This window comes from Achromobacter sp. AONIH1 (assembly GCF_002902905.1).
Classification (GTDB): domain Bacteria; phylum Pseudomonadota; class Gammaproteobacteria; order Burkholderiales; family Burkholderiaceae_B; genus Achromobacter.
Genome location: NZ_CP026124.1, coordinates 2,359,241 through 2,379,854 on the forward strand (window position 1 = coordinate 2,359,241; position 20,614 = coordinate 2,379,854).

General features: G+C 60.6%; 25 protein-coding genes. 23 read left to right on the forward strand and 2 right to left on the reverse strand.

What is annotated here, in order from left to right:
- The first annotated feature begins 282 nt into the window (after nt 1-282).
- The 5 genes from C2U31_RS10850 to C2U31_RS10870 all read left to right on the forward strand — a co-directional run bounded on the left by C2U31_RS10850 (nt 283) and on the right by C2U31_RS10870 (nt 3,076).
- A complete protein-coding gene (locus tag C2U31_RS10850) occupies nt 283-495 on the forward strand; it encodes a hypothetical protein (protein ID WP_066267468.1) in 213 nt (70 codons plus the stop codon).
- Between the two features lie 22 nt (nt 496-517).
- Nucleotides 518-910, forward strand: a complete 393-nt coding sequence (locus C2U31_RS10855; RefSeq protein WP_070414199.1) for a hypothetical protein — start codon at nt 518-520, stop codon at nt 908-910.
- Between the two features lie 95 nt (nt 911-1,005).
- A complete protein-coding gene (locus C2U31_RS10860) occupies nt 1,006-1,467 on the forward strand; it encodes a hypothetical protein (protein ID WP_070414198.1) in 462 nt (153 codons plus the stop codon).
- Nucleotides 1,468-1,567: 100 nt separating this feature from the next.
- Nucleotides 1,568-2,227: a hypothetical protein gene (locus tag C2U31_RS10865; protein ID WP_070414197.1), complete on the forward strand. Its 660-nt coding sequence runs from the start codon at nt 1,568-1,570 to the stop codon at nt 2,225-2,227.
- Nucleotides 2,228-2,353: 126 nt separating this feature from the next.
- Complete coding sequence (locus C2U31_RS10870) at nt 2,354-3,076, forward strand: ABC transporter substrate-binding protein (protein WP_070414196.1); 723 nt, start codon at nt 2,354-2,356, stop codon at nt 3,074-3,076.
- Nucleotides 3,077-3,175: 99 nt separating this feature from the next.
- On the opposite strand, the gene C2U31_RS10875 is transcribed toward C2U31_RS10870, so the two are convergent.
- Both C2U31_RS10875 and C2U31_RS10880 read right to left on the reverse strand, forming a co-directional pair.
- Nucleotides 3,176-3,928 (reverse strand): OST-HTH/LOTUS domain-containing protein, encoded by a 753-nt coding sequence (locus tag C2U31_RS10875; protein ID WP_070414204.1) that lies wholly within the window; start codon nt 3,926-3,928, stop codon nt 3,176-3,178.
- 104 nt (nt 3,929-4,032) lie between these two features.
- Nucleotides 4,033-5,880, reverse strand: a complete 1,848-nt coding sequence (locus C2U31_RS10880; protein ID WP_070414195.1) for a diguanylate cyclase domain-containing protein — start codon at nt 5,878-5,880, stop codon at nt 4,033-4,035.
- A gap of 438 nt (nt 5,881-6,318) precedes the next feature.
- Between C2U31_RS10880 and C2U31_RS10885 the strand changes: the two genes are divergently transcribed.
- From C2U31_RS10885 to C2U31_RS10970, 18 genes are all read left to right on the forward strand, one after another.
- Nucleotides 6,319-7,116, forward strand: coding sequence for a GTPase (locus tag C2U31_RS10885; RefSeq protein ID WP_070414194.1), 798 nt, complete (start codon nt 6,319-6,321; stop codon nt 7,114-7,116).
- A gap of 79 nt (nt 7,117-7,195) precedes the next feature.
- On the forward strand, nt 7,196-7,561 hold the full coding sequence (locus C2U31_RS10890; protein ID WP_070414193.1) for a DUF3085 domain-containing protein: 366 nt from the start codon (nt 7,196-7,198) through the stop codon (nt 7,559-7,561).
- A gap of 348 nt (nt 7,562-7,909) precedes the next feature.
- Nucleotides 7,910-8,830 carry a DUF3577 domain-containing protein gene (locus C2U31_RS10895; RefSeq protein WP_070414192.1) on the forward strand — a complete coding sequence of 307 codons (921 nt, stop codon included), beginning with the start codon at nt 7,910-7,912 and terminating at the stop codon, nt 8,828-8,830.
- 155 nt (nt 8,831-8,985) lie between these two features.
- Nucleotides 8,986-9,813 carry a DUF932 domain-containing protein gene (locus C2U31_RS10900; protein WP_070414191.1) on the forward strand — a complete coding sequence of 276 codons (828 nt, stop codon included), beginning with the start codon at nt 8,986-8,988 and terminating at the stop codon, nt 9,811-9,813.
- 89 nt (nt 9,814-9,902) lie between these two features.
- Nucleotides 9,903-10,562 (forward strand): DUF3275 family protein, encoded by a 660-nt coding sequence (locus tag C2U31_RS10905; RefSeq protein ID WP_070414190.1) that lies wholly within the window; start codon nt 9,903-9,905, stop codon nt 10,560-10,562.
- A 94-nt stretch (nt 10,563-10,656) separates the two neighbouring features.
- On the forward strand, nt 10,657-11,055 hold the full coding sequence (locus C2U31_RS10910; RefSeq protein WP_070414189.1) for a hypothetical protein: 399 nt from the start codon (nt 10,657-10,659) through the stop codon (nt 11,053-11,055).
- Nucleotides 11,056-11,066: 11 nt separating this feature from the next.
- Nucleotides 11,067-11,327: a hypothetical protein gene (locus C2U31_RS10915; RefSeq protein WP_070414188.1), complete on the forward strand. Its 261-nt coding sequence runs from the start codon at nt 11,067-11,069 to the stop codon at nt 11,325-11,327.
- Between the two features lie 78 nt (nt 11,328-11,405).
- Nucleotides 11,406-12,056, forward strand: coding sequence for a hypothetical protein (locus C2U31_RS10920; protein ID WP_070414187.1), 651 nt, complete (start codon nt 11,406-11,408; stop codon nt 12,054-12,056).
- A 69-nt stretch (nt 12,057-12,125) separates the two neighbouring features.
- Nucleotides 12,126-13,235, forward strand: coding sequence for a DUF6094 domain-containing protein (locus tag C2U31_RS10925; RefSeq protein WP_070414186.1), 1,110 nt, complete (start codon nt 12,126-12,128; stop codon nt 13,233-13,235).
- A gap of 88 nt (nt 13,236-13,323) precedes the next feature.
- Entirely contained in the window at nt 13,324-13,629 is a 306-nt protein-coding gene (locus C2U31_RS10930; protein WP_070414185.1) for a hypothetical protein, read from the forward strand.
- Between the two features lie 90 nt (nt 13,630-13,719).
- Entirely contained in the window at nt 13,720-14,031 is a 312-nt protein-coding gene (locus C2U31_RS10935; RefSeq protein ID WP_070414184.1) for a hypothetical protein, read from the forward strand.
- Nucleotides 14,032-14,133: 102 nt separating this feature from the next.
- Nucleotides 14,134-16,413 (forward strand): DEAD/DEAH box helicase, encoded by a 2,280-nt coding sequence (locus C2U31_RS10940; RefSeq protein ID WP_070414183.1) that lies wholly within the window; start codon nt 14,134-14,136, stop codon nt 16,411-16,413.
- 256 nt (nt 16,414-16,669) lie between these two features.
- Complete coding sequence (locus C2U31_RS10945; RefSeq protein ID WP_070414182.1) at nt 16,670-17,413, forward strand: hypothetical protein; 744 nt, start codon at nt 16,670-16,672, stop codon at nt 17,411-17,413.
- 112 nt (nt 17,414-17,525) lie between these two features.
- Nucleotides 17,526-18,101: a PilL N-terminal domain-containing protein gene (locus C2U31_RS10950; protein ID WP_070414181.1), complete on the forward strand. Its 576-nt coding sequence runs from the start codon at nt 17,526-17,528 to the stop codon at nt 18,099-18,101.
- Nucleotides 18,098-18,760, forward strand: a complete 663-nt coding sequence (locus C2U31_RS10955; protein WP_070414180.1) for a hypothetical protein — start codon at nt 18,098-18,100, stop codon at nt 18,758-18,760. Before C2U31_RS10950 ends, C2U31_RS10955 begins: the two co-directional genes overlap by 4 nt.
- Before the next feature lie 11 nt (nt 18,761-18,771).
- A complete protein-coding gene (locus C2U31_RS10960) occupies nt 18,772-19,491 on the forward strand; it encodes a TIGR03759 family integrating conjugative element protein (protein WP_070414179.1) in 720 nt (239 codons plus the stop codon).
- On the forward strand, nt 19,473-20,063 hold the full coding sequence (locus C2U31_RS10965) for a transglycosylase SLT domain-containing protein (protein WP_070414178.1): 591 nt from the start codon (nt 19,473-19,475) through the stop codon (nt 20,061-20,063). The genes C2U31_RS10960 and C2U31_RS10965 overlap by 19 nt, the downstream gene beginning before the upstream one ends.
- Nucleotides 20,060-20,611 carry an integrating conjugative element protein gene (locus C2U31_RS10970; protein ID WP_070414177.1) on the forward strand — a complete coding sequence of 184 codons (552 nt, stop codon included), beginning with the start codon at nt 20,060-20,062 and terminating at the stop codon, nt 20,609-20,611. The genes C2U31_RS10965 and C2U31_RS10970 overlap by 4 nt, the downstream gene beginning before the upstream one ends.
- The last annotated feature ends 3 nt before the right edge of the window (nt 20,612-20,614 follow it).

Here is a 20,614-nt window from a genome sequence, read left to right on the forward strand (position 1 = left end):
GCATGGCATTAATCCGGTCCAGCCTGGGTTCCCATTTCTCCCTGACGCCAACCGCTGCATGGGCAAAGCTGCCCGCATGTGTCGCTGACGTTGTCAGCACCATGCCAGCAGCAAGGATCCTCCGGCTGCGCAGGGAATCCCCTCCCTGAGATCCACCAGTCCGCCATCGCATCGGTCCGCGGATGAACGCCATTCAGGCGTCGATGCATCTTTCTTCAACCCTCGCGGGAACTGCCATCCCGACAGGGGCACGGCCGTCTCGCTGTCACCTAGGAGTCGTCCATGTCTCACCGCGCCTCTTTCGGCCATCTGGCCTTGGTCTACGTCGGCAAATACCTGTCGCTTGAAGTCATGCAAAGCGCAGCGGGCCACTACATCGGCACCCGCGACAGCGAAGGCCCCGTGTCTCGCGAATCGAACGAGTACTTCCGAAGCGCAGCCAGTGCCCAGCGAGCCCTCGAAAGAGGCGGCTGGACCCAGTTGCCCAACCCCTGATCCCTCAGCAAGGAGATACACCATGAACCAGCTTCTGCCTCCGGAAGTCGTTGAACAGATCATGCGGGAAGAGCAGCATTTCGCATGTGCTCCGGACGCATTCTTTCAAGCTTGGAAGCGCGGTGCCGAAATCGCAGGACCCGAGTGGTTCGGCAACGGTACCCACGAAGGCCTGCAGCACGCCACCAGCAAGTGGGATCTCCGTCCCAACATGCTGACGCTCAACGATGCCCTCGGCGTTCTGAGCAGCGGTCAACGCATGTTCCTGTCCGCGATGGTCAGCTTCTACAACGCCCGTGAGGGTGCTGCGATGCTGCGCCGTTGTGGATTTGAAGGGCTTGCCGATCTCGGCGGCCTGGATCTGGAACGTCGTCAGGTCATCGCCGACCTGGTGCTGAACTACAGCGGCTGGTAAGCCCCACCAGGGCAACCTCCGCATTTTTTCACACCCATGAGGGACATCAGTTCCTTCGGGGCGGTGTCCCTCCTTCTTCTCACAGGAGCCACACCATGTCCCGAACTCCCTCCTTTGCGGTCGTCCTCGAAGGTGGCCTGGTCCAGGCCATCGTCGTTCAAGACTGGCCCCGCCATCTTCCGATGCCACCATTTGTTGTCGTGGACTACGACACCGAAGGTGCCGACGATGACGAAATCACGCGGTTTTCCATCGGTCAGAGTACAGCCGAGGCCATCTGCCGCGGCGATACGCCGACCGTCTTCGAGTCTCTTTCGGATGCGCTGTCTCCCCGCATCGTGCTCACGGCGCTGGGCGAGTCGATCACCGACGAAGCGCCCGAGCCTCTGGCCTTGGCCCGCTCGGTACGCCAGGAAATCGTCGATCTGGACACCCGCCTGAACGACGCCGAACAGGCACCGACGGGCGACGACTACAACCAGCTGTACGTCCTTGCCAACTGCGGCCTCATCGAGGTGCAGAAGGCACTGGGCGACACCACTGACTTCGGCGACTGACTCGCCTTCCACCTTGGCCCGATGCAGCACGCATCAGGCCCTTCCTCGCGGATGCCATGTCCGCGAGGGCTGGCTCCGCTCCAACCTCAAGGAGCCAGTCATGGCAAACAACTACTACGACGCCACCGGCGTTCTCGTTCTCGATCGGGTCACCCCTGTGATAACCGCCTTGTTCGGCGGCTTCAAGCTTGACGCGTCGCACCCCGGCGACGGGCAGGCCTACATCGCCCTCGTTGCCGAGGACAACAACCCGAGCTGGGTAGACCTCTGCGCAGGGCTTTCGGAGCTGGCTACCTCGCTTGGCCTCCCGTTACCCGACGATTCCCAGACAGTCGAACCGCTGCTGGCGAGCCTGTCCCTGCATTTCGGCGCCGACCAGGACGAAGCACTGGCGCATCTCATCGAGCACCATCTATTCGAGGATGCCGCGGACCTTGATGCACTGTTTCTGATCGCGACCCGATTCGATGATGGCCACGGACTTCAGGAAATCCGTTTCGAGGGCTGCTGGCACTGCAGCAAGCCGCGCCTCTTCAACTTCGGAGGCGACGCGCAGTTTTTCAGCCGAGAGTTCGTGGCGTACTGCACTTCCGGACAGGCGCTGCAGCTTGGCGATTCGGTTCGCCAGGCACTACTCAGACAAGACCTGGAAGCGGTCGCCAGCCACTTCACGCGCGAAGTTCAACGCTTGCTTGCAGGCATTCAGGACGAATCGGTACGCGTTCAAACGCAAAAGCGGCTGTCCTCACTGCTGCACTGAAGCCGAAGTTATTCCGCACTGAACATCCACCTCACTCATCGCCTGAGTGCGGTGAATTTCCTCCCCCTCGGGGCCAAGCCCTGGTAGGGGTTGGCTCCACTTCAACCCTCATAGGAGAATGTCACCATGATCCAGCAGATCAATCCCTTTGCTCGCGGCTACTACGGCTTCGAGATTCGACGCGTGGCGGTGATCAGCTATGACGATCGCCATCCGCAAACCTTTGTTCCACTGCATCCCACGCAGCATCACCTGCCTGATGACCAGATGGCCTTGCACGCCTGCATATTCAATGAAGGGTACGCCCTGGTCACGGAGCATCAAGTGATACCCGGAGACTTGGATGTCAGTTGTAGTGGCAGTGGAACCATTCTGGCGGTTTTCTATAGCATCTACGGCAAGGACGTCGAAGGCGCGCTGATTCATCTTGGAGACAGCCAGACCCGGGAGTTTGCGCAGGAAGTCGTGCGCACGCTGACATTCGAGACCGGCTTCTACAGCCGGTGCTGGGAGATCAGCACTGCCCACATCACCGACGAAGCAGGCCGATTCCTCTGCGAGCTCGCCGACATCGCGACACCGACAGCGTTTCTCTTCGTGGCATTTCGTATCCCATACAGCCCGGCCATAGGCATCAAGCTGATCGCCACTCCCTGGACGGATATAAATCTGCAGCAGGTAGAAGGCACCACAGCTACCGACCTTCGTGCGGAACACCGTGCCAAGGGTGTACCAGAGGAACTGATCGACGTGTTGCACCTGGCTGGCCAGGCTGACGTGCGCATGCTGGTCCTCGATGCGGACGCCTCCATTCTGGAGGGCCTGCCGGTGATTGAGGAAGAAGCGTAGGTCCTTGCAAACGCGTCAACCATCAGCCCATTCCGAGCCCCTCCAACGAGGGGCTTTTCTTTTGGCCGGGTTTGAATCGGTCACCCGTCGGGGTCACCGTCAGGCGCCGCGCTCCCTGTAGTACCCCGCGCGCTGGCCATCGACCTCCCGGTAGCGAAGCTCGAACAGGCGTGACTCATGCACCACCTGCCGCCAACTGCTGCAGCCATACTTGGATGGCACTTGGTCCGGATACTTGGCCAGTATCCAGCGACCTGCCTTCGCAGCGGGTGTCCAACCGTCTTCCGCAAGCTCACCAATTGCTTCGCGCAAGCCTCGAACGATCCCTGACGCCGCCCAATCAATGGAGCCATCTGGCGCGATGCCATTGACCACCAACTCATGAAAAGCGCTGGACTGTACGAATTCGGCCGCCAAGCGACGTGCTTGATCCATGTGCTCGGCCCACCCGCGCAGTTGCTCAAAATGCTGATCGATGCGGCTGTAGGCACCGACAAGCGCTTCCTGCGCACTACGACAGCCCTGCACTGACCACAGGTCGTGGTGATCAATGAAGTGATGTACCAGGCCATTGCGCAGCGCCACCAAGTCACGCAGCTCCGCCTGTGTGCGTTGATAATCTTCGGCGCCCATACTCAGTTGAAGGCGCATGCGCACCGTCGCGACCTTACCAACGACAGGATCAGCCAGTTCCTCCTCTAGACCCGAATCGGTCACGACGTAAGAGCCGAACAACTGACCAACCATGGTGCCTAGCGTCTTCGTCGCGGCATCCTCCACTCGGGCCGCGCGGATAGCCTCCAACGCTGTGGCCGGGCCTGAGAGATCGTGATGCGCCACGATGGCTTTCATCAGACGTTCGTACTGCTGAATCCGCAGCAGACATCGCCCCAGCAAGCGCTGTACTTCCCATTGCGCACACGTCATCTTATCGCCGGGGCCTCCGTTGCAAGTAGTCACTTAACCTCTTCCGTGTTTTTGGAAACAGACTTGATCGCAACCGCCTGGATCCGGCCTTTGCCTCCTTTTTTTACTGCATACATCATTTCGTCTGCTCTTCGCAGCAAGTCTTGCGGAGCAGAGTCCCCGGATCCGACAACGATTCCGATACTTGCGTCGATTTGCACATACTTACCAGGCGCAATCTCAATGCTCTCGCGAATCTGCTCAAGGCAGCGCTGCATTACTAGCGTTGCTCCGGCAGTGCCTTCGACAGAGTTCAGCAGGACAGCAAACTCGTCCCCTCCAAGCCGTGCGACTACATCGTTACCGCGGACGGCCTCCGCTAACCGCTTGGCCGTCTGGCACAGTACCGTATCACCGGCATCATGGCCGTAGGCATCATTGATTTTCTTGAACCCATCAAGATCCATGTAGCAAACTGCAATAAGATGGTTGTTGCGACGCGCATTAGACAAAGCGCCCTCAAGGCGTAGGTCGAACAATCTCCGATTTGCAATTCCGGTAAGCGAGTCGCTTAATGCCAAATCCTGGGCATTCTTTTCGCTACGCTTTATTGAGTCAATATCCACCATCATCCACAAACTTTCTTTTTCAGACACTGCTGCGCCGCTTAGATCAATCCAAATAACCTCACCACTCTTTCGTTGCATTTGCAGCTGTACTGAATATCGACCATCATTACGGAGCGCCGCATATCCAGCCATTCCAATACGCTGATGATCTTCATCGCTCAAGTACAGATGCCGTGATGGCCGCCCATCCAGCTGCCCGCTTTCATACCCGAATATTCGCGATGTCGCCATATTCGCCCAGGCTATTTTCCTCTCGCGCACTTTCATCATTCCAACGAGATTATTCTCAAGCATCAGGCTCTGTTGTTGGACAACACTAACAGCCTCAAGCCGGGCTTTTCTTTCTGCTCTCTGCGTACGGAAAAGATAGTAGGAGTATGCTGCGGTGATCCCTAGAACCATAAGTACAAGAAGAGCCTGACGAAAAACCTCAGCCCTCCAGTTTTTAAGAAACTCATCCGTAGCCAAACCCGTAAGAGCGATAAGCGGATAGCCCTCAATTCGAGAGTACGCGGTGATTCGCTCGATATGATCAAGCGCCGTTGGCGTGATATACCAGCCCCTTTCGTCTCCCTTGGCCAATTGATCCAAAAGCTCGTCTGAAACGATTTTTTCACCAAGTCCTTTTTTTGACCACGGATCAGACCTAGAAAATCTAGCAACTAGATTTAGAGCGCTTGTTCGCAAAGCGATCGCACCAGCAGCCCCCATATCCAGTCGGGAGAATCTCGTCATCAGTGCATCCGACTCGACCTCAGCATAAATGAGGCCGTAGAAATCCCCATTTTTGGTCCGGAGCCCTCGAGCCAAAACAATGCACCATTCATTCGAGTCATCACACACAACTGGCTCAGAAAAAACCATCCTTTCCGCATGCGCAGCTGATATAAAGTGTGAGAATTCAGAGACATCCGTTGTCTTTCCGTTTATCTTGATTCCTACTGCTCCCGAAGCGTCGGCAAATCTGAGATTAGATACTTGTGACAGCAGCATCCCTTGCTCCGCCAGCTCTTTCGTCACAATCTTATTTCGCTCATCCTCTGAGTTTGCATCACTCACCCTAAATGCAATTGTCGACAAAGAGTTCTCGATCAAGTGCATTTGCGCGCCAATCTCAATACTCAAACTGTTCGCAAGATTCGCCGCAGCCTGTTGCGCCTCGTATATATCCGCATTGCGGCTGTTTTTTAGACTTAGCGAGACCCCAAAAATTAGAATAGAGGCAACAGCCACATTAGAGAAAACCAACAAAGAAGCAAGGCGCAGCATTCATCATCCTCTTTCGACAGCCTTTTGAAACCCCGTGATTACTGGCACATTCCCCAGATGGTCATCATATTTATGATATGTCAGGCACAACCCGCAGGAAATACCGGCGAGCCCTCTGATGATCCGTTATGCATGCCTAGGCCGGGGCTCCACCACTAGAGACCATTCTCCCCATACACCTCGAAGGGCTGCCAACAATGCGAAGACGTGAGGTTCGCTTTTCGAGTGACGTTGGAGGTGTCTGGGTTCACGCTGCGTATATGTTAGTCGGCGTAGCCGGCAACATCCCAGGCGGTCAAGGCCATCAAGACCGCGGTGCGCCATCGGCGTTCTGGCAGTATCAATCCTTTGAACGTTCTTTGTTCTACAAATCCACCCTAAGGGACAAACTGTCCCTTAGGGCTGGTGAGTCCCGTTTTCGTTTCAGGAGACTCCACCATGGATCACCAAGCCATTCGCCAGCAGCTTCCCTTGTTGGTCGCCGGCCACCTGCCAGGCAACGCGCGTAGCTTTCAGTTCAACATCTTTGACGGTCAGCCCAAGGAATCCGCCCTGGGCTTTCGCATCGACCCCCAGCCCTTCGACGGCAAGGTCGTTGCGACCACCGACGAAGCCATAGTCGTCAAGATCGGCCGCACACAGTTCGCCGTGCTGGACCGCGAACTGGTCACTGACATCCCTGTCGAAGGGGCCAAGGTCACTGTCCAACCTTACGCACGCCGACGTTTCGATGGCTTGCGCGCCGACACTCCGGAAGACGTCGTGGAACATACCTCGGACGGCACGCCGTATAAGGTCACCCGACTGATTCTCGGCTCGGCGCCGGCGCACTTGCCGGTTGCAAAGCCGGTGTGCCTTGAACTGCAGCAGCTCATCGAGCAATTGGAGTCCATGCCCGCACCGGATCAGCACCGCACCATCAGCCACATGCTGGTCGATGCCCACGCCAGCGAATTCACACTGGTCGATCCGTCACCGAAGGACATCATCCGCACTCCGCCGACGATCAGCTTCAACGTGGTCACCGGCAAGTTTGATGGTCGCGTAAGCGTGCTGTATCTGCGCGGCGACGACGTCTATGCCATCGAGCTGCACCGCGATGGCAAATGTGTCGAGCGGCGCGACGAGGTGTACTTCGACATGCTCGGCGACACCTTGGCACACCTGATCGACGACGGCTCCTGGCGTCGCATTCAGGTCCAGCCTATCTCCGGCCGCAAGGCCACCTCCCATTAACTGCTGGACCGCGACCGAGCCAACCGCCCAGGGATTGGCTCGTGCTCGCACCTCATCCAATCCCGTCAAGGAATATCTCATGACTCTGCTCTTCAAAGGCAGTGCGCTTCGACCTGTCCTGGCCGAGGCCATAGCCAACCAATGCCGCGTCATCCTGGTCAAGGATCAGGGCGTGTACTGGCTCGCCGAGCATGGCGAGCGTAGGCCCGATAAACGCCAGAAGCTGATTGCCTATGCAGTTGGCTGCGATCCGGATGTCGATCCGTTCGATGACTGGTGGGAACTGGCGCGCATCGAGTTGGGTGGCGACGACTTCGGCGAGTTCTTCGACCCGAACGAAGGCGTACTCACACGCATCCTGAACAGCACCGATGACCTGGTGCTGTCTGCCTCGCTCACGCACCTGTCGCTGCAGGCCGTGCCGCCCACCGCACAAGACCACTGACCCTGCATCCCAAAGAGCCTTCGCCAGTCGAAGGCTCTTTCTTTTGGGCCTGCGCAAAGCGGTCGCGGGGTATTTCCTATTTGCCGTGGCGGTCCGTCGCCCATGGTGTGACGCTGCGTCCATGCTTGCTGACGTAGTCAGCGACATGCCAGGCAACCATCGGTCTTCGAGGTTGCGGCGCAGCTCCCGCTGCGCGACCACACCAGTTCGCACCGCATCCTTACTCGAACGGCCATCGGTTCTCCGGTGGTGGATGCAATTGCCGTTCTCAACCCATCGCGGGGTTACGCACCTCTCCCCGCATCGTGGGGTTGGTGTGTCTCCGCTCTTTTCCTATGGAGATTCACCATGACCACCACGTCCAACGAGAAATCCTATTTCGACCTCCACACCTCCGGCATCGGCTACCTGCAGCGTGCCCGTGAGGTTCCCGTCAAGGGAGGCCGCCGCGCACAGCCGTTCCTGGCTTGCACGATCGCCGCCCTAGTTGGTTCCGCCAAGGAGCCGTCCATCCGCTACTTCGACGTCAAGGTGTCCGGCACCGAGGCCAAGAAGCTGGTTCAGTCCTACGTCGGCATCGATGATCCCAAGCAGCGTCCGCTGGTCCGTTTCCGGCTCGGCGACCTGTGGGGCGATGCGTTCATCCGCCCCAGCGGTGAACGTCAGGGTGAAGTGGCAGCGAGCCTCAAGGGGCGCCTGCTGAAAGCCGAGGTGATCGATCGCGCCGAACTGGCAACGATCGAGCAGCACGAGCTCATCACCCGCGGCATCGGCTACCTGAGCCGTCCGAAGGAGGTCACTCCCAAGGATCGCGATCCGTTCCTGTCGTGCTCCATCGGAGCGCTGACCGGCCCGGTCGGTGAACCGGAGTATCGCTACTTCGACACCATCGTCGCTACCACCGACGCCCAGCATCTGGTCCGTCGCTGCGTTCAGGCCATCGAGGCTGAACGCAAGGTCCTGATCGCCTTCCGACTGAACGACATGCGGGCTGACCCGTACGTGCGCACCAAGGGCGAACGAGCCGGCGAGCCGGGCGTGAGCCTGGAGTCCACGCTGGTCCACATCGGTCTGATCAAGGTCGATGGCCAGCAGGTCTATCCGGCTGCTGCAGTCAATGCCGAAGCACCTGCAACCCCGGACGCGCAAGCGACCGAGGCCAAGGGCACTGCCGAAAGCGGCGACGCCGCCCAGCCCACCGAGCCCGCCCCGCGCGAGCCCGAAGCTGAAGCGGTCGAGCACGAACCGGCAATGGCGGCTTCGTTCTGACCCACGCCAGGCTCCACTCCGGGGCCTGACCGTTTCTCCCACCTGATCCGTGCCCTCCCTTCGGGGAGGTGCACGCGTTCGCGCTCTTTTATCTCTAGCGTCAAGCCTGGCCCTCCGGCCCGGGCAGATGCACGTTTTGTCCCAGGAGAATTGCCATGTCTCTCGCAACCCGCTTTGCCCATCGTTCCCCAGTGCTGCGCGCGGATCGTCCGTTGTCGGATGACCAGATACGCGCTGTTGCCCCTTCCATCTTCGCTGACGCTCCCCACGAAAGCCGATCCGAGCGGTATGCCTACATACCGACCGCGACCGTGCTGACCAAGCTGCGTCAGGAGGGCTTCGAGCCCTTCATGGTGTGCCAGACCCGTGTCCGCAACGAGGACCGGCGCGAGTTCACCAAGCACATGATCCGCATGCGCCATGCGAGCCAGATCAACGGCTCGGAAGCCAACGAGATCATTCTCTTGAACAGCCATGACGGTACCAGCAGCTATCAGATGTTGGCTGGCATGTTCCGCTTCGTTTGCCACAACGGCCTGGTCTGCGGTGAAACCACTGCCGACATCCGCGTCCCCCACAAGGGAGACGTGGCCGGTGAGGTGATCGAAGGCGCATACGAGGTCCTCCAGGGCTTCGAGCAGGTGCAGGCGTCGCGAGACGCCATGCGCGTCATCACCCTTGAAACAGGGGAAGAAGAAATCCTCGCGCGCTCCGCACTGGCGCTCAAGTATGACGATCCGACCAGGCCTGCGCCTGTCACGGAGACTCAACTGCTTGCGCCCCGTCGCTTCGACGATCGACGACCGGACCTGTGGTCGGTGTTCAACCGCATCCAGGAAAACATGGTCAAGGGTGGCCTGTCGGCACGTACGTCCAATGGGCGTCGGCAGCGCACCCGCGAAGTGCAAGGCATCGACCAGAACCTGCGCCTGAACCGGGCGTTGTGGATGCTGGCCGATGGCATGCGCCAACTGAAGGCCTAAGCGCCGCACGGACCACGCCCCTCGCGGGCGCGGTCCGTTTCCTTTTTCCCTTGGATCTCACGATCCCCCAATCATCGAAGGAGCACACCATGGCGGCCAAATCAGCCCCGAAGTCCAGCGCCCCCCTCATCGTCCCCGGGCAGCTCACGCTGCGCACCATCAACGGCCGCAATGGCCGGTTCAATGTCGGCCGGCTGGTCACCGCCATCGGTGAGTTCGCGGTCAAGGATGCAGAGCTGGAGCAGTACCCCGAAGGCAAGTACGACGGGGAGTTCCACATCCGCTTCATCTATCCCAAGGCCTATCCCACGGCCGGTGGAATGCGTTTCGAGATCCGCGCCAACCTGGACGGCATGACCCTCTCGGGCCTGGACCGGCTGAGCAAGGACGAGGCTCGCAGCTTCGCCACGCAAGAGGTCGATCCGCTGGACGAGGACGTGGCTCAGCCATCGGCTACGCCGGCGGTCAAGCCTGCTGCCGATCCTGTACAGGCCTCGGCCGATCCGCTGATCGATACCACGCCCTTTGGTGTGGATGCGCCATCTGCGACCGTGGCTGCCTCCGGCGGCCCCGACAGTGACGATGCCGCATTGTTCGGCCTGCTGTGGCCGCTGAGCGAATCCGTGAAACTGGATTCGACCATCGACCGCCGCACCCTGCGTGCCCAGATCGCCCGGCTGGGCGAACTGGGCTACGCCCTCGACTTCAAGTCACAGCAGTGGAACCGGCCCGAACAACAGGCCGCCTGATCTGCCTCGCCGCATCCGCGGCATCTTCATCCACCCGCCGGGGCTCCGTCCCGCCAGGGAGGACTCCGGCATTTTCTTGCAGGAGTACTTCATCATGGGCTGGCTTTTCTCATCCCGCACCCGGTCGGAACTGATCCTGGACCTGATCCAACCCGAAGACCGCGAACGCGCCAGCGTCCGTGTCATCGCGCACACGCTGCGTGGCAATGTGCTGTGGTCCGTTGTCGAGATCACGGCCAAGGCCGAAGGCGTTCACCAGGATCTCGCGCCCGGCGAGTCCATGTGCTACATCTGCTGCGACCTGCTCCAGCACAGTGGCGGTCAGTGGGGGTACAAGGGCATGGACGAGTCCATGTCGCCGTACTACTACACCTGCCCGCTGCGCTATCTCGCGATGGCCAAAGAAATCTCGCCCGATTGGCGCGAGAAGGTTAGGGCCTATCACGCGCAGCGGCGCCGGCCGGTGGCTTCTTCGCAACTGGCCACGGCCTGAAGGAGGACGCGATGGACACTTCGCTGCAATCCCTCTCGCCCGAGCTTCTGCGCCAGGTCGAAGACCAGCTCTCCAACAACGAGGTTTCCTCGGATGAGGAACTCGTTGAGGACTTCATCCAGGCCGGCCTGACCGAGGCACAGGCGCGGGAAGCCATCGGCTACCGCGACTGCTATCTCATCAACGTGTACCACCAGGACTTCACGCCGATTCGTACCCCAGGACGTGCATTGCGTTTCAACCCGCACGCCAGGGACTTCGAGCCGGAGTAGTCCGCATTCCTTCATCCCTTCCGGGGCATCACTGCCCCTGCGGGCGGTGCTGCCCCTCATTTCATCGAGGACACCACCATGCCTGAACCTTCATCACCCAACCCCCTGTACCGCATCGATGAATGCAGCGACCTCATGGCCGATGCATGCGTTTGCAGCGATCAGGGCGATCTGATCTTTCTCTCAATCTGGGCGCGGGATACCGCGATCCAGCAGTTCCTGGCCCGGCTGACGCTGGGCCGCGACGAAGATGGACTGGAGCAATTCCACCTCATCACCGATCAAGGGGGCTCCATCCCCGTGTTCGTCGGATCGGTCGATCGCCTGGAAAAGCGCCTAACCCGTTCCTATCGCCGCACGCTGTTCGGCTCGATGGTCAATCTATGGCTGTTCGACCGGCGCTGCACCCGTCCGGACAAAGCCACGGCCAGCGCGCTCGCGCTGCTGCCGCGCGCCTCGGTCGATCCCACCTTGCGCCTGTGGCACCTGGTCAAGGACACATGTCCACTGCCGCTGCTGGACCACTGGCAAGCGCCGGTACTGGCACTGCTGCGTGAGCGCGACATGCTCCAAACCCTGCCGGTGGCCCTTGGTCCGCTACAAAGCTTCCGGATCGGGCTCGATGTCCCGGTCCTCACCGATGCCTTGGGCGAACTGATCCGCCGCGGCGTCCTGACCGCCTACCCGGTACCGGCTCACGCCGAGCTGCCAGTGGAAGCGGTGGCCTGATCCGCCCGTCACGGATGTGCGCTCTGCGCGCGCATCCGACCTTTATCCCCCGCCAATCAGGAGACTGCCATGGCACTGATGTTCCCGCGGCTTGCCCGCAATTTCGCCAAAAACGGGTATTACCCGACCGATGAATCCACGCTCGAACGAGCGCTCCGCGCACTGGCGCCCAGCGATGGGCCAATGTGCATCCTTGATCCCTGCGCCGGCGAAGGCGTGGCCATCGCGGAAGCCGCGCATGCCCTCGGGCATGAGCAGGTTTGCGCGTACGCCGTGGAGTACGACCAGGAACGTGCCAATCACGCACGGCTGCTGGTCGATCACTGCATCCACGGCGACCTCATGGACACGCTGGTCTCGCGCCAGTCGTTCAGCCTGCTGTGGCTCAACCCGCCTTACGGCGACCTGTCCAAGGATGCCAATGGCAACATCGGCTACGAAGGCAAGGGCCGCGCCAGGCTGGAGAAGCTGTTCTACCAGAAGACGCTGCAGCTGCTGCAGTACGAAGGCATCCTGGTTTTCATCGTGCCGTCCTATGTGCTCGACGCAGAACTGGTCGGGTGGCTGACGCGACACTTCACCGATCTGAGCATCCACCGTGCGGTGGATACGCAGTTCAAGCAGGTGGTCGTATTCGGACGTCGGATCCGCCAGCGCGAGCTGGTCGGTGACGACACCAAGGCAGTCCGGGCCCGATTGCTACAGATCGGGCAAGGCGAAGTCGAGGCGGATGAACTTCCGTCCGAGTGGACATCGCTGCCGTATGTGGTTCCCACGACCTCGGTCGAGCCGGAGCATTTCTACCGGATCAGCATGGAGCCGGCGCAGTTCGCCGAGGAAGTGAACCGGCTGCAGGGCCTCTGGCCCGCATTCGAGACACACCTTGGTGCTGCCCAGCAATCCCTGCGTGCCCCGGCACGTGCTCTGTCCCACTGGCACCTGGCACTGGCCCTTGCGGCTGGCGCCATCTCGGGTGTCGTGCAGTCCAAAAGCGGCCGCATCCTGGCCGTCAAGGGCGATACCTACAAGCGCAAGGCCACCGCCGTCGAGCACCGCGAGCGCGACGATGGCTCCATCGCAGAGACACGCATCCTCACGGACAAGTTCGTGCCGGTCATCCGCGCATGGGACCTGTCTCCCGACTCGGCCTCACTGGGACAAGTCATCACCATCCACTGAGCACAAGGCTGTAGCGCGCTCGAAGGCGGGCGCGCTTCACATCGCTCGCGCGGCTGTGGCCCAATGAAATCAGCAAGGAGGACTATCGATGGCGTCGATCAGGATTGACACCTACATCCACCAACTGCAGTTCCCCATCGGGGCGCTGATCATCAGCGAAGGCGTTGACCGCCTGATTCGTGCCGGCACCGAAGAACCGTTCCAGTTCCTGCGGCGTCACGCACGCGGCGATTGGGGTGATGTCCCCGCTGACCAATGGGAAGCGAACATCGCGGGAATCCAATCCGAGGTCAAGCTCGAATCGTTCTATGTTGCAACCAACGGCCAGCGCATCCGCATCTTCACCGAAGCGGATCGCAGTGCCACCCACATCGTGCTGGCTTCCGAGAACTGACTCGGTAGACCCGCACCATTCATCAACCCACTGGGGCCATGTCGCCCCGATGGGGCGCCATGGCCCCGCTTTCCCTATCCAGGAGGCCCCATGGCAACCGAAGCAGTTTTCCTCAGCGCCAGTCCCACGCGGCGTTTCAACCCCGGCCAGATGGTCGTGACCTCAGGCGTGGATGCGCTGATCCGCCAGGGTCGGCTCAATCCCACCCCGTACCTGCGCCGCCATCTCAGCGGTGACTGGGGCGATCTCGATGACAGCGACCGGCAACAGAACGACGCCGCGCTGCAATCGGGTGAAGATCGCCTGTTCTCTTCCTACCAGGTCACCGCCGAACTGAAGATCTGGGTCATCACCGAGTGGGATCGCAGCGTCACCACGCTGCTGCTGCCCAGCGAGTACTGAACCAACCACGGCGGCCATAGGTCGCAACTTCGTTTTCATCCCCCTGGGGCATTCATCGGCCCTCAGGGACGGTGCGTGCCCCTTTTCATTTGGAGCATCACCATGACCATGCAACTCGAAGCGGCGCCCGCCGCAGCCACCTCGCCCACGACTGGCGACCTTTTCGATCCCGCATCCAGCGAGCTCTCCCTGAGCCTGCAAGACTTCGTCGCCGAGTTCGGCGACGAATTGCTGGACTCGCTCAACCGGGCCAATCCACCCGTCTACAGCGGTACGCCGCGCGCCCCCCGTCAGCTCGTGCTGGCCGGTCTCAAGCGCAAGCTGTTCCCTGCCCAGGCCGAAGTCGTCCATGCCGCCGCCGAGCTGCTCGCCAACCATAGCGAGCGGGCGGCGATCGTCAATGGCGAAATGGGCACGGGCAAAACCACCGTCGGCATCGCGCTGGCGGCCGTTCTCCACGCCGAAGGCTATCGCCGCACACTCGTCCTCAGTCCGCCACACCTTGTCTACAAGTGGCGACGCGAGATTCTTGAAACTGTCGCAGGCGCGAAGGTCTGGGTGCTCAACGGCCCTGACACGCTGCTCAAGCTCATCAAATTGCGCGAGCAGTTGGGTGTGCCGGCAGTTGGCCAGGAGTTTTTCATCATCGGCAGGGTGCGCATGCGCATGGGCTTCCATTGGAGGCCTTCATTCACGCGCAAGCACACCCGGTACGGCGTCATGGGGGCCTGCCCGCACTGCGGGACGGTCGTCAACAACCTGGACGGCGAACCGATCAATGCTCTGGAGCTGGAGGCGGAGGAAGTCCGCCGCAGGTGCGGCGTCTGCGACACCGCTATGTGGACACTGGTTCGCCCGCGAACCCTGTCCGGCAGTGATCAGTCCTCGGCCGTGCTGCGGGCCTTGAAGCGTATCCCGACGATCGGCGAAGCCACTGCGCAGAAGCTGATGAAGACGTTCGGAGATGGCTTCCTGGCCTCGATGCTCGGCGACAACCTCCACAACTTCATCAACCTGATGGACGACCGGGGTGAACTGGTCTTTTCCGATCGTCAGGCACAGCGCATGGAACGCGCGATGTCCAGCATGGAGTTTGGCTTCGGCGAAGGGGGCTACCAGGCCTCCGAATACGTCAAACGCTATCTCCCGCAGGGCACCTTCGACCTGCTCATCGCCGACGAGGCACATGAGTACAAGACGGGGGGCTCCGCGCAGGGCCAGGCGATGGGCGTCATTGCAGCCAAGGTCCGCAAGACCGTGCTGCTCACAGGCACCCTCATGGGGGGCTATGCAGACGACCTATTTCATCTGCTGTTCCGGGCTTTGCCCAAGCGCATGATCGAGGACGGCTATCGTCCCAGCAGCAGCGGCAGCATGAACGCGGCCGCCATGGCGTTCATGCGGGACCACGGCGTCCTGAAGGACATTTACTCCGAGAGCGACGGGCCGGCCCACAAGACCGCCAAGGGCTCGAAGATCACAGTCCGAACGGTAAAGGCACCGGGCTTTGGCCCGAAAGGTGTCCTGCGCTGCGTCCTGCCTTACACGATCTTCCTGAAGCTGCGCGACATCGGGGGCATGCTGCCGCCGTATGACGAGGAGTTCCGGGAAATCGCGATGGATGCCGAACAGGCCCACGCCTACCGCGACCTGGCCACGCGCCTGACCGCGGAACTCAAGGAGGCCCTGCGCAAGCGGGATACCACCTTGTTGGGTGTGGTGCTCAACGTGCTGTTGGCCTGGTCCGACTGCTGCTTCCGCGCAGAAACCGTGCGTCACCCACGCACGCGCCAGGTTCTGGCGTTCACACCGGCTCAGTTCAACGAGCTGGAGCTCATGCCGAAAGAGCGTGAGCTGATCGACATCTGCCGCGAGGAGAAGGCAGCGGGTCGCAAGACCCTGGTCTATTCGGTCTACACCGGCACGCGCGACACCACGTCGCGCTTGAAGGGACTGCTGGAGCAAGAAGGCTTCAAGGTGGCCGTGCTTCGCGCGAGCGTGGATGCGAGCCGCCGTGAAGACTGGATTGCCGAGCAGCTCGACCGCGGGATCGATGTCCTCATCACCAACCCTGAGCTCGTCAAGACGGGGCTGGATCTGCTGGAATTCCCCACGATTGTGTTCATGCAGTCGGGCTGGAACATCTACACGTTGCAGCAGGCCGCACGCCGTTCGTGGCGCATTGGCCAGAAGCTGCACGTGCGGGTGATCTACCTGGGGTATGCGGCCACGTCGCAGATGACGTGTTTGGCGTTAATGGCCAAGAAGATCCTGGTGTCTCAAAGCACATCGGGCGATGTCCCGGAATCCGGGCTCGACGTGCTCAACCAAGACGGCGACTCGATAGAGGTCGCCTTGGCCAGACAGCTTGTTGGTGCTTGATGGTCTTTGCATGCCGGCACCCTCGGGTGCCGGCATTTTTTCGTGCACGAATCTCCTAATCACTTAACCCTGTCGGCGATAGGTAAAATGAGTCGATTAGGTTACTCGCAGAAGGCAATCTGCTGTGATTACCAAGGTGATGATCACGAACAAGTTGAGTACGGCATCACTGACAACGCGCTGGGAGCCGCTGGACTGCTGCTTAGGCCAAGCGCTGTCTCGGATTAGAAAAACGTTCATATCGTAGGAAAAGAAGATGAGTCCAGATGATGTCGCCGCGATCCAGAGAATCGTGCACGATGCGATGCAAAACACCGAGTTCATCAACAAGGTTTGGATCGCGGGCGCTGCCGTCGTTGTGTCCGTTTTTGCCGCTCTTGTCGCCTCGTTCACGCAAATGCTGGTAGCTCGCTCGCAGCGTAAGACACAGCTAAGGTTGGCCGCTCAGCTAGAGCTTCAGCAGAAGCAAGCACTGAGCGAACAACTGTCCATGCAGGAACTCGCATCGCGTCGAATCGCAAACGCCAACGTCTCTGCAAAGCGGCAGATCTGGATTGACGAGTTGCGAAAAGACATCGCCAGATATCTGTCGCTATGGCAGGAGATCTCTTATCGGTGGGATGCCATCGTGAGCGAACCCCGGACCGAAGAGATCTCCGACCAAGCGCTCAACGCGTTCAAGCAGCCTATCGCCGAAATGCGCCTGGAAGCCTTGGAACTGCAGTTGCGTATCGAGTTGCGATTGAATATGACAGAAGTGGATCACCAGGAACTAAAAAACCTCATGAAGAAGCTGGAAACATCCACCATCCTGTTCCAACGTACCGCGAGTTCGCTTCCGCCTGCAGACATTCAGAAGGTCTTCGGAACGATCAAGCAACAGCTGATCGCCAAGTCTCAGAAGATCCTCAAGGACGAATGGGAACGGGTCAAGAAGGAGTCGTACGCAGATCCCAGCGTAACGAGCTCCAGCAAGCCCACCTCCGGGTCGGCTGCCTGAGGTAGCCGACCGGCATCCCGGAAAAACTGGACGCGCGCCATTGCGCATTCTTTGCTGACTGGGTCGAGGTGCCCGGCGAAGGTATCGGCTTACTGCAACAGGAAGCCGATCCATGCAAACAATCAGTCTCGTCCCCCGCGCGGTCGCGTGTGGCTTGTTGAGCATCGCCACACTGCTTGGCGGCTGCGCCACCGCGTCAGCACCTGCTGTCATCGAGTCGCTTCCGAACGAAGCGGCGATCTCTGCCCACGTGCAACTGGAGCCGGAGTTCGTTCCGGTGGTGCGCTACGGCCGCTACACCCTCGTCGAACTGGCGCCACCCACAGCGCAGCGTGACCTGCTTCAGCAGGTGATTGACGTGCGGATGCCGGAAGAGGCCAGAGCCAGCGTAGGCGATGGTCTGCGCCACGTCCTCAAACGCAGCGGCTACCAGATGTGCGAGACGGCACACGCGGTCATCCAGCTGTATTCGCTCCCAATGCCCGCCGCCCATCTGCAGTTGGGCCCCATGACGCTGCGTGACGCGCTGCTCACCCTTATCGGGCCGGCCTGGGATCTGGAAGTGGATGACCGCTCACGGCAGGTGTGTTTCGTCCAGCCAAGAGCCCAGGGGGCTCTACCCATCGAAGAACTACCGGCCACCGGGGCAATCCCGCCTATCCAGGTTGAAGAGGGTTCCCAGCCATGACCACATCACACCCCCTTCCCGCGGCGAAGTCATCGCGCGCCCCATCTCTCGCCCACATCTTGCTGTGGGCGTGGCTTGTGGGCCTGACGGCGTTGGTATTGGTCGCGCTCCAGATAACCAGTGAGCTTGCTGGACAGTCTCAGCTCGATAGCTCCGTGCAGCGTCTGCAAGCACTGGAGTCACGCGTGGGTGAGATTGTGCAGGCCAATCGTGCTCTGCAAGAGCGACCTGCGCCGGCGACCGCTACGGCACTACAGGAGGTGCACCAGTCATTGAAATCCCGCGCTGATTCTCTGGACCAGGCATTGGTCACGCTTGCCAGCCAAGAGGATCTGGTTGTACTGCGGGCGGATCTGGAACAAATCAAATCGCGCCAAGCAACAGTACGCAGCAGCACCGTAGCGAGCAAGCCCCATCCCGTGCAGCAGGCGGTAGTAAAGCCAGCGGAGGCTCCCATGCCATTTCGGTTGATTGGCTCAGAACTGCGTGCAGGCCAGCACACGGTATCGATCGCACCGGTAAGTGGCGATCTCTCCGCTTCTCAAATCCAGGTGCTACTGCCTGGCGAAAGCATCGGCCATTGGCGTCTGCAAGATATCGACCGAAACACTGCCGTGTTTCGTGCCGGGGAGCAGACCCGTCGCGTGGCCATTCCCTGAGGGACCATCCCATGAAGCAGCCACTCCTGCTCACCGCAATGCTTCTGGCAGCCCTTAACGGACCATCCTGGGCACAGCAAACACCGGCCACACCGTCGCATATTACCCAGAGCCAGATCGAGCACAGTCAGGACAACAAGTTGGCCCGAGACTGGGGGCTGCTCCGGGAAGAGTGGACGCGCTACCGGGAGCTGATGGCCGGTCCGCTTGGCATTTACTCGCCCAATCTGGATCCCCTTTCCGCCCTTGGAACAGAAGCACGTTCCGACGAGGAGAGACGGCGCTATGCCGAGCTTCAGGTCCAAGCTGAAGCACGCCGCGTAGAAAAACTACTGGCCTACCAGCGCGCTTATGACGAAGCTTGGCAACGGTTGCAGCCCAATGCCCAGCGCGTCAACCTGCCAGACGCTGGCCCGCGTCAAACTAACGCCTCAGTTCAGGGAAGCGGACGCACCGCCGTTTTCGTGCGCGACAACTGCGCCCCTTGTGACCAGGCCATCGAGCGGCTGCAAGCGTCAGGCTCGGCATTCGACGTATACGTTGTAGGTAGCCGCGCCGACGATGCCCGCATTCGCGACTGGGCACGCCGGACCAAGATCGACCCATCCCGCGTTCGTGCCCGCACGATCACCCTCAATCACGATGCGGGTCGCTGGTTGGCCCTTGGGCTGCCAGGTGAGCTGCCCGCTGTCGTGCGGCAGGTAAATGGCCAATGGCAACGGCAGCCCTAGGTCTGGCCCGGCAAGCCCTGATGCTCTGGCTGGTCAGTGGGGTGATCAGCGAGACCGCCTTGGCCCAAGAGATTCCGCCGCCGGCCTACCAATTGGCCGCCAGGCAGGCTGAAATTCCCTCCGCTGTGCTGTACGCCGTCGCGCTACAGGAAAGCGGCATGCGCCGCAATGGACGCGTTGTACCCTGGCCCTGGTCCCTGAACGTCGCGGGCGAGTCTCAGCGGTTCGCCACCCGTGTCGAAGCATGCGCAGGCCTGCAACTGGCCTTGCGCCAAGCTCCGCCAACACGCGTGGACGCAGGCCTGGGCCAGATCAATCTTGGTTATCAGAAGCACCGCTATGGCCACCCTTGCGATTTGCTCGATCCTTACGTCAATTTGGCGATCGCCGCGCAGATCTTGCGTGAGCAGCACACACCGGGCGAGGACTGGCTACTGGCAATTGGTCGTTACCACAGACCGGCCGGTGGTGCGCCTGCCGCCCGCTACCGGCGCAGCGTCGCCCAGCATCTGGAGCGCGTGCAAGCCTCGTCACGCGCAACATCTGATGTCCGCAAGGAGACCCCACCATGAAGCTCTCCCACCTCTCGGCCGCACACGGGCTGGTCGTTCTGCTGACCGTAGTGGCTACCCCATTACATGCGGCCAAGCCTTTGGTCGTTGTCCAAGACCTTGGTGGCACGTCGGCGCTGCCTTACTACGAGGCACTCAACCTGCTGCCGCGTACGCCGGGTACGCCGGGTACGCCAAAGCCTCTCATGGCAATGCCCGTGCCACCATCAAAGGCTGACGGTGAAGCGAACATGCTGCCGGTGCGCAGTACCAAGTTGACTCCAGGCACGGTCATTCGCCGTGTCATCGAGGCACCAGGGCTGCAGCCGTTCTTCTTGATCGGAGATGATGAAGCTTCACATGCCTGGTTGCGCCGCCATGCAGTCTCCCTGCGTGAGCGCAACGCCGTGGGTCTCGTGGTCAATGTAGATTCGATGCAAGGGCTAGCCCGTCTGCGGGCTCTCGCGCCCGGTATCCAGCTCGCACCGGTAGCTGCCGACGATCTGGCTGACCGGCTTGGCGTTCGGAACTACCCTGTGCTGATCACCAGCACAGGCATCGAGCAATGACGC

Excerpts from the sequence above, each read along its gene's own strand:
- C2U31_RS10850 (WP_066267468.1), top strand. The coding sequence starts at position 283 with ATGTCTCACCGCGCCTCTTTCGGCCATCTGGCCTTGGTCTACGTCGGC.
- C2U31_RS10855 (WP_070414199.1), top strand. The coding sequence starts at position 518 with ATGAACCAGCTTCTGCCTCCGGAAGTCGTTGAACAGATCATGCGGGAA.
- C2U31_RS10860 (WP_070414198.1), top strand. The coding sequence starts at position 1,006 with ATGTCCCGAACTCCCTCCTTTGCGGTCGTCCTCGAAGGTGGCCTGGTC.
- C2U31_RS10865 (WP_070414197.1), top strand. The coding sequence starts at position 1,568 with ATGGCAAACAACTACTACGACGCCACCGGCGTTCTCGTTCTCGATCGG.
- C2U31_RS10870 (WP_070414196.1), top strand. The coding sequence starts at position 2,354 with ATGATCCAGCAGATCAATCCCTTTGCTCGCGGCTACTACGGCTTCGAG.
- C2U31_RS10875 (WP_070414204.1), bottom strand. The coding sequence starts at position 3,928 with ATGAAAGCCATCGTGGCGCATCACGATCTCTCAGGCCCGGCCACAGCG.
- C2U31_RS10880 (WP_070414195.1), bottom strand. The coding sequence starts at position 5,880 with ATGCTGCGCCTTGCTTCTTTGTTGGTTTTCTCTAATGTGGCTGTTGCC.
- C2U31_RS10885 (WP_070414194.1), top strand. The coding sequence starts at position 6,319 with ATGGATCACCAAGCCATTCGCCAGCAGCTTCCCTTGTTGGTCGCCGGC.
- C2U31_RS10890 (WP_070414193.1), top strand. The coding sequence starts at position 7,196 with ATGACTCTGCTCTTCAAAGGCAGTGCGCTTCGACCTGTCCTGGCCGAG.
- C2U31_RS10895 (WP_070414192.1), top strand. The coding sequence starts at position 7,910 with ATGACCACCACGTCCAACGAGAAATCCTATTTCGACCTCCACACCTCC.
- C2U31_RS10900 (WP_070414191.1), top strand. The coding sequence starts at position 8,986 with ATGTCTCTCGCAACCCGCTTTGCCCATCGTTCCCCAGTGCTGCGCGCG.
- C2U31_RS10905 (WP_070414190.1), top strand. The coding sequence starts at position 9,903 with ATGGCGGCCAAATCAGCCCCGAAGTCCAGCGCCCCCCTCATCGTCCCC.
- C2U31_RS10910 (WP_070414189.1), top strand. The coding sequence starts at position 10,657 with ATGGGCTGGCTTTTCTCATCCCGCACCCGGTCGGAACTGATCCTGGAC.
- C2U31_RS10915 (WP_070414188.1), top strand. The coding sequence starts at position 11,067 with ATGGACACTTCGCTGCAATCCCTCTCGCCCGAGCTTCTGCGCCAGGTC.
- C2U31_RS10920 (WP_070414187.1), top strand. The coding sequence starts at position 11,406 with ATGCCTGAACCTTCATCACCCAACCCCCTGTACCGCATCGATGAATGC.
- C2U31_RS10925 (WP_070414186.1), top strand. The coding sequence starts at position 12,126 with ATGGCACTGATGTTCCCGCGGCTTGCCCGCAATTTCGCCAAAAACGGG.
- C2U31_RS10930 (WP_070414185.1), top strand. The coding sequence starts at position 13,324 with ATGGCGTCGATCAGGATTGACACCTACATCCACCAACTGCAGTTCCCC.
- C2U31_RS10935 (WP_070414184.1), top strand. The coding sequence starts at position 13,720 with ATGGCAACCGAAGCAGTTTTCCTCAGCGCCAGTCCCACGCGGCGTTTC.
- C2U31_RS10940 (WP_070414183.1), top strand. The coding sequence starts at position 14,134 with ATGACCATGCAACTCGAAGCGGCGCCCGCCGCAGCCACCTCGCCCACG.
- C2U31_RS10945 (WP_070414182.1), top strand. The coding sequence starts at position 16,670 with ATGAGTCCAGATGATGTCGCCGCGATCCAGAGAATCGTGCACGATGCG.
- C2U31_RS10950 (WP_070414181.1), top strand. The coding sequence starts at position 17,526 with ATGCAAACAATCAGTCTCGTCCCCCGCGCGGTCGCGTGTGGCTTGTTG.
- C2U31_RS10955 (WP_070414180.1), top strand. The coding sequence starts at position 18,098 with ATGACCACATCACACCCCCTTCCCGCGGCGAAGTCATCGCGCGCCCCA.
- C2U31_RS10960 (WP_070414179.1), top strand. The coding sequence starts at position 18,772 with ATGAAGCAGCCACTCCTGCTCACCGCAATGCTTCTGGCAGCCCTTAAC.
- C2U31_RS10965 (WP_070414178.1), top strand. The coding sequence starts at position 19,473 with ATGGCAACGGCAGCCCTAGGTCTGGCCCGGCAAGCCCTGATGCTCTGG.
- C2U31_RS10970 (WP_070414177.1), top strand. The coding sequence starts at position 20,060 with ATGAAGCTCTCCCACCTCTCGGCCGCACACGGGCTGGTCGTTCTGCTG.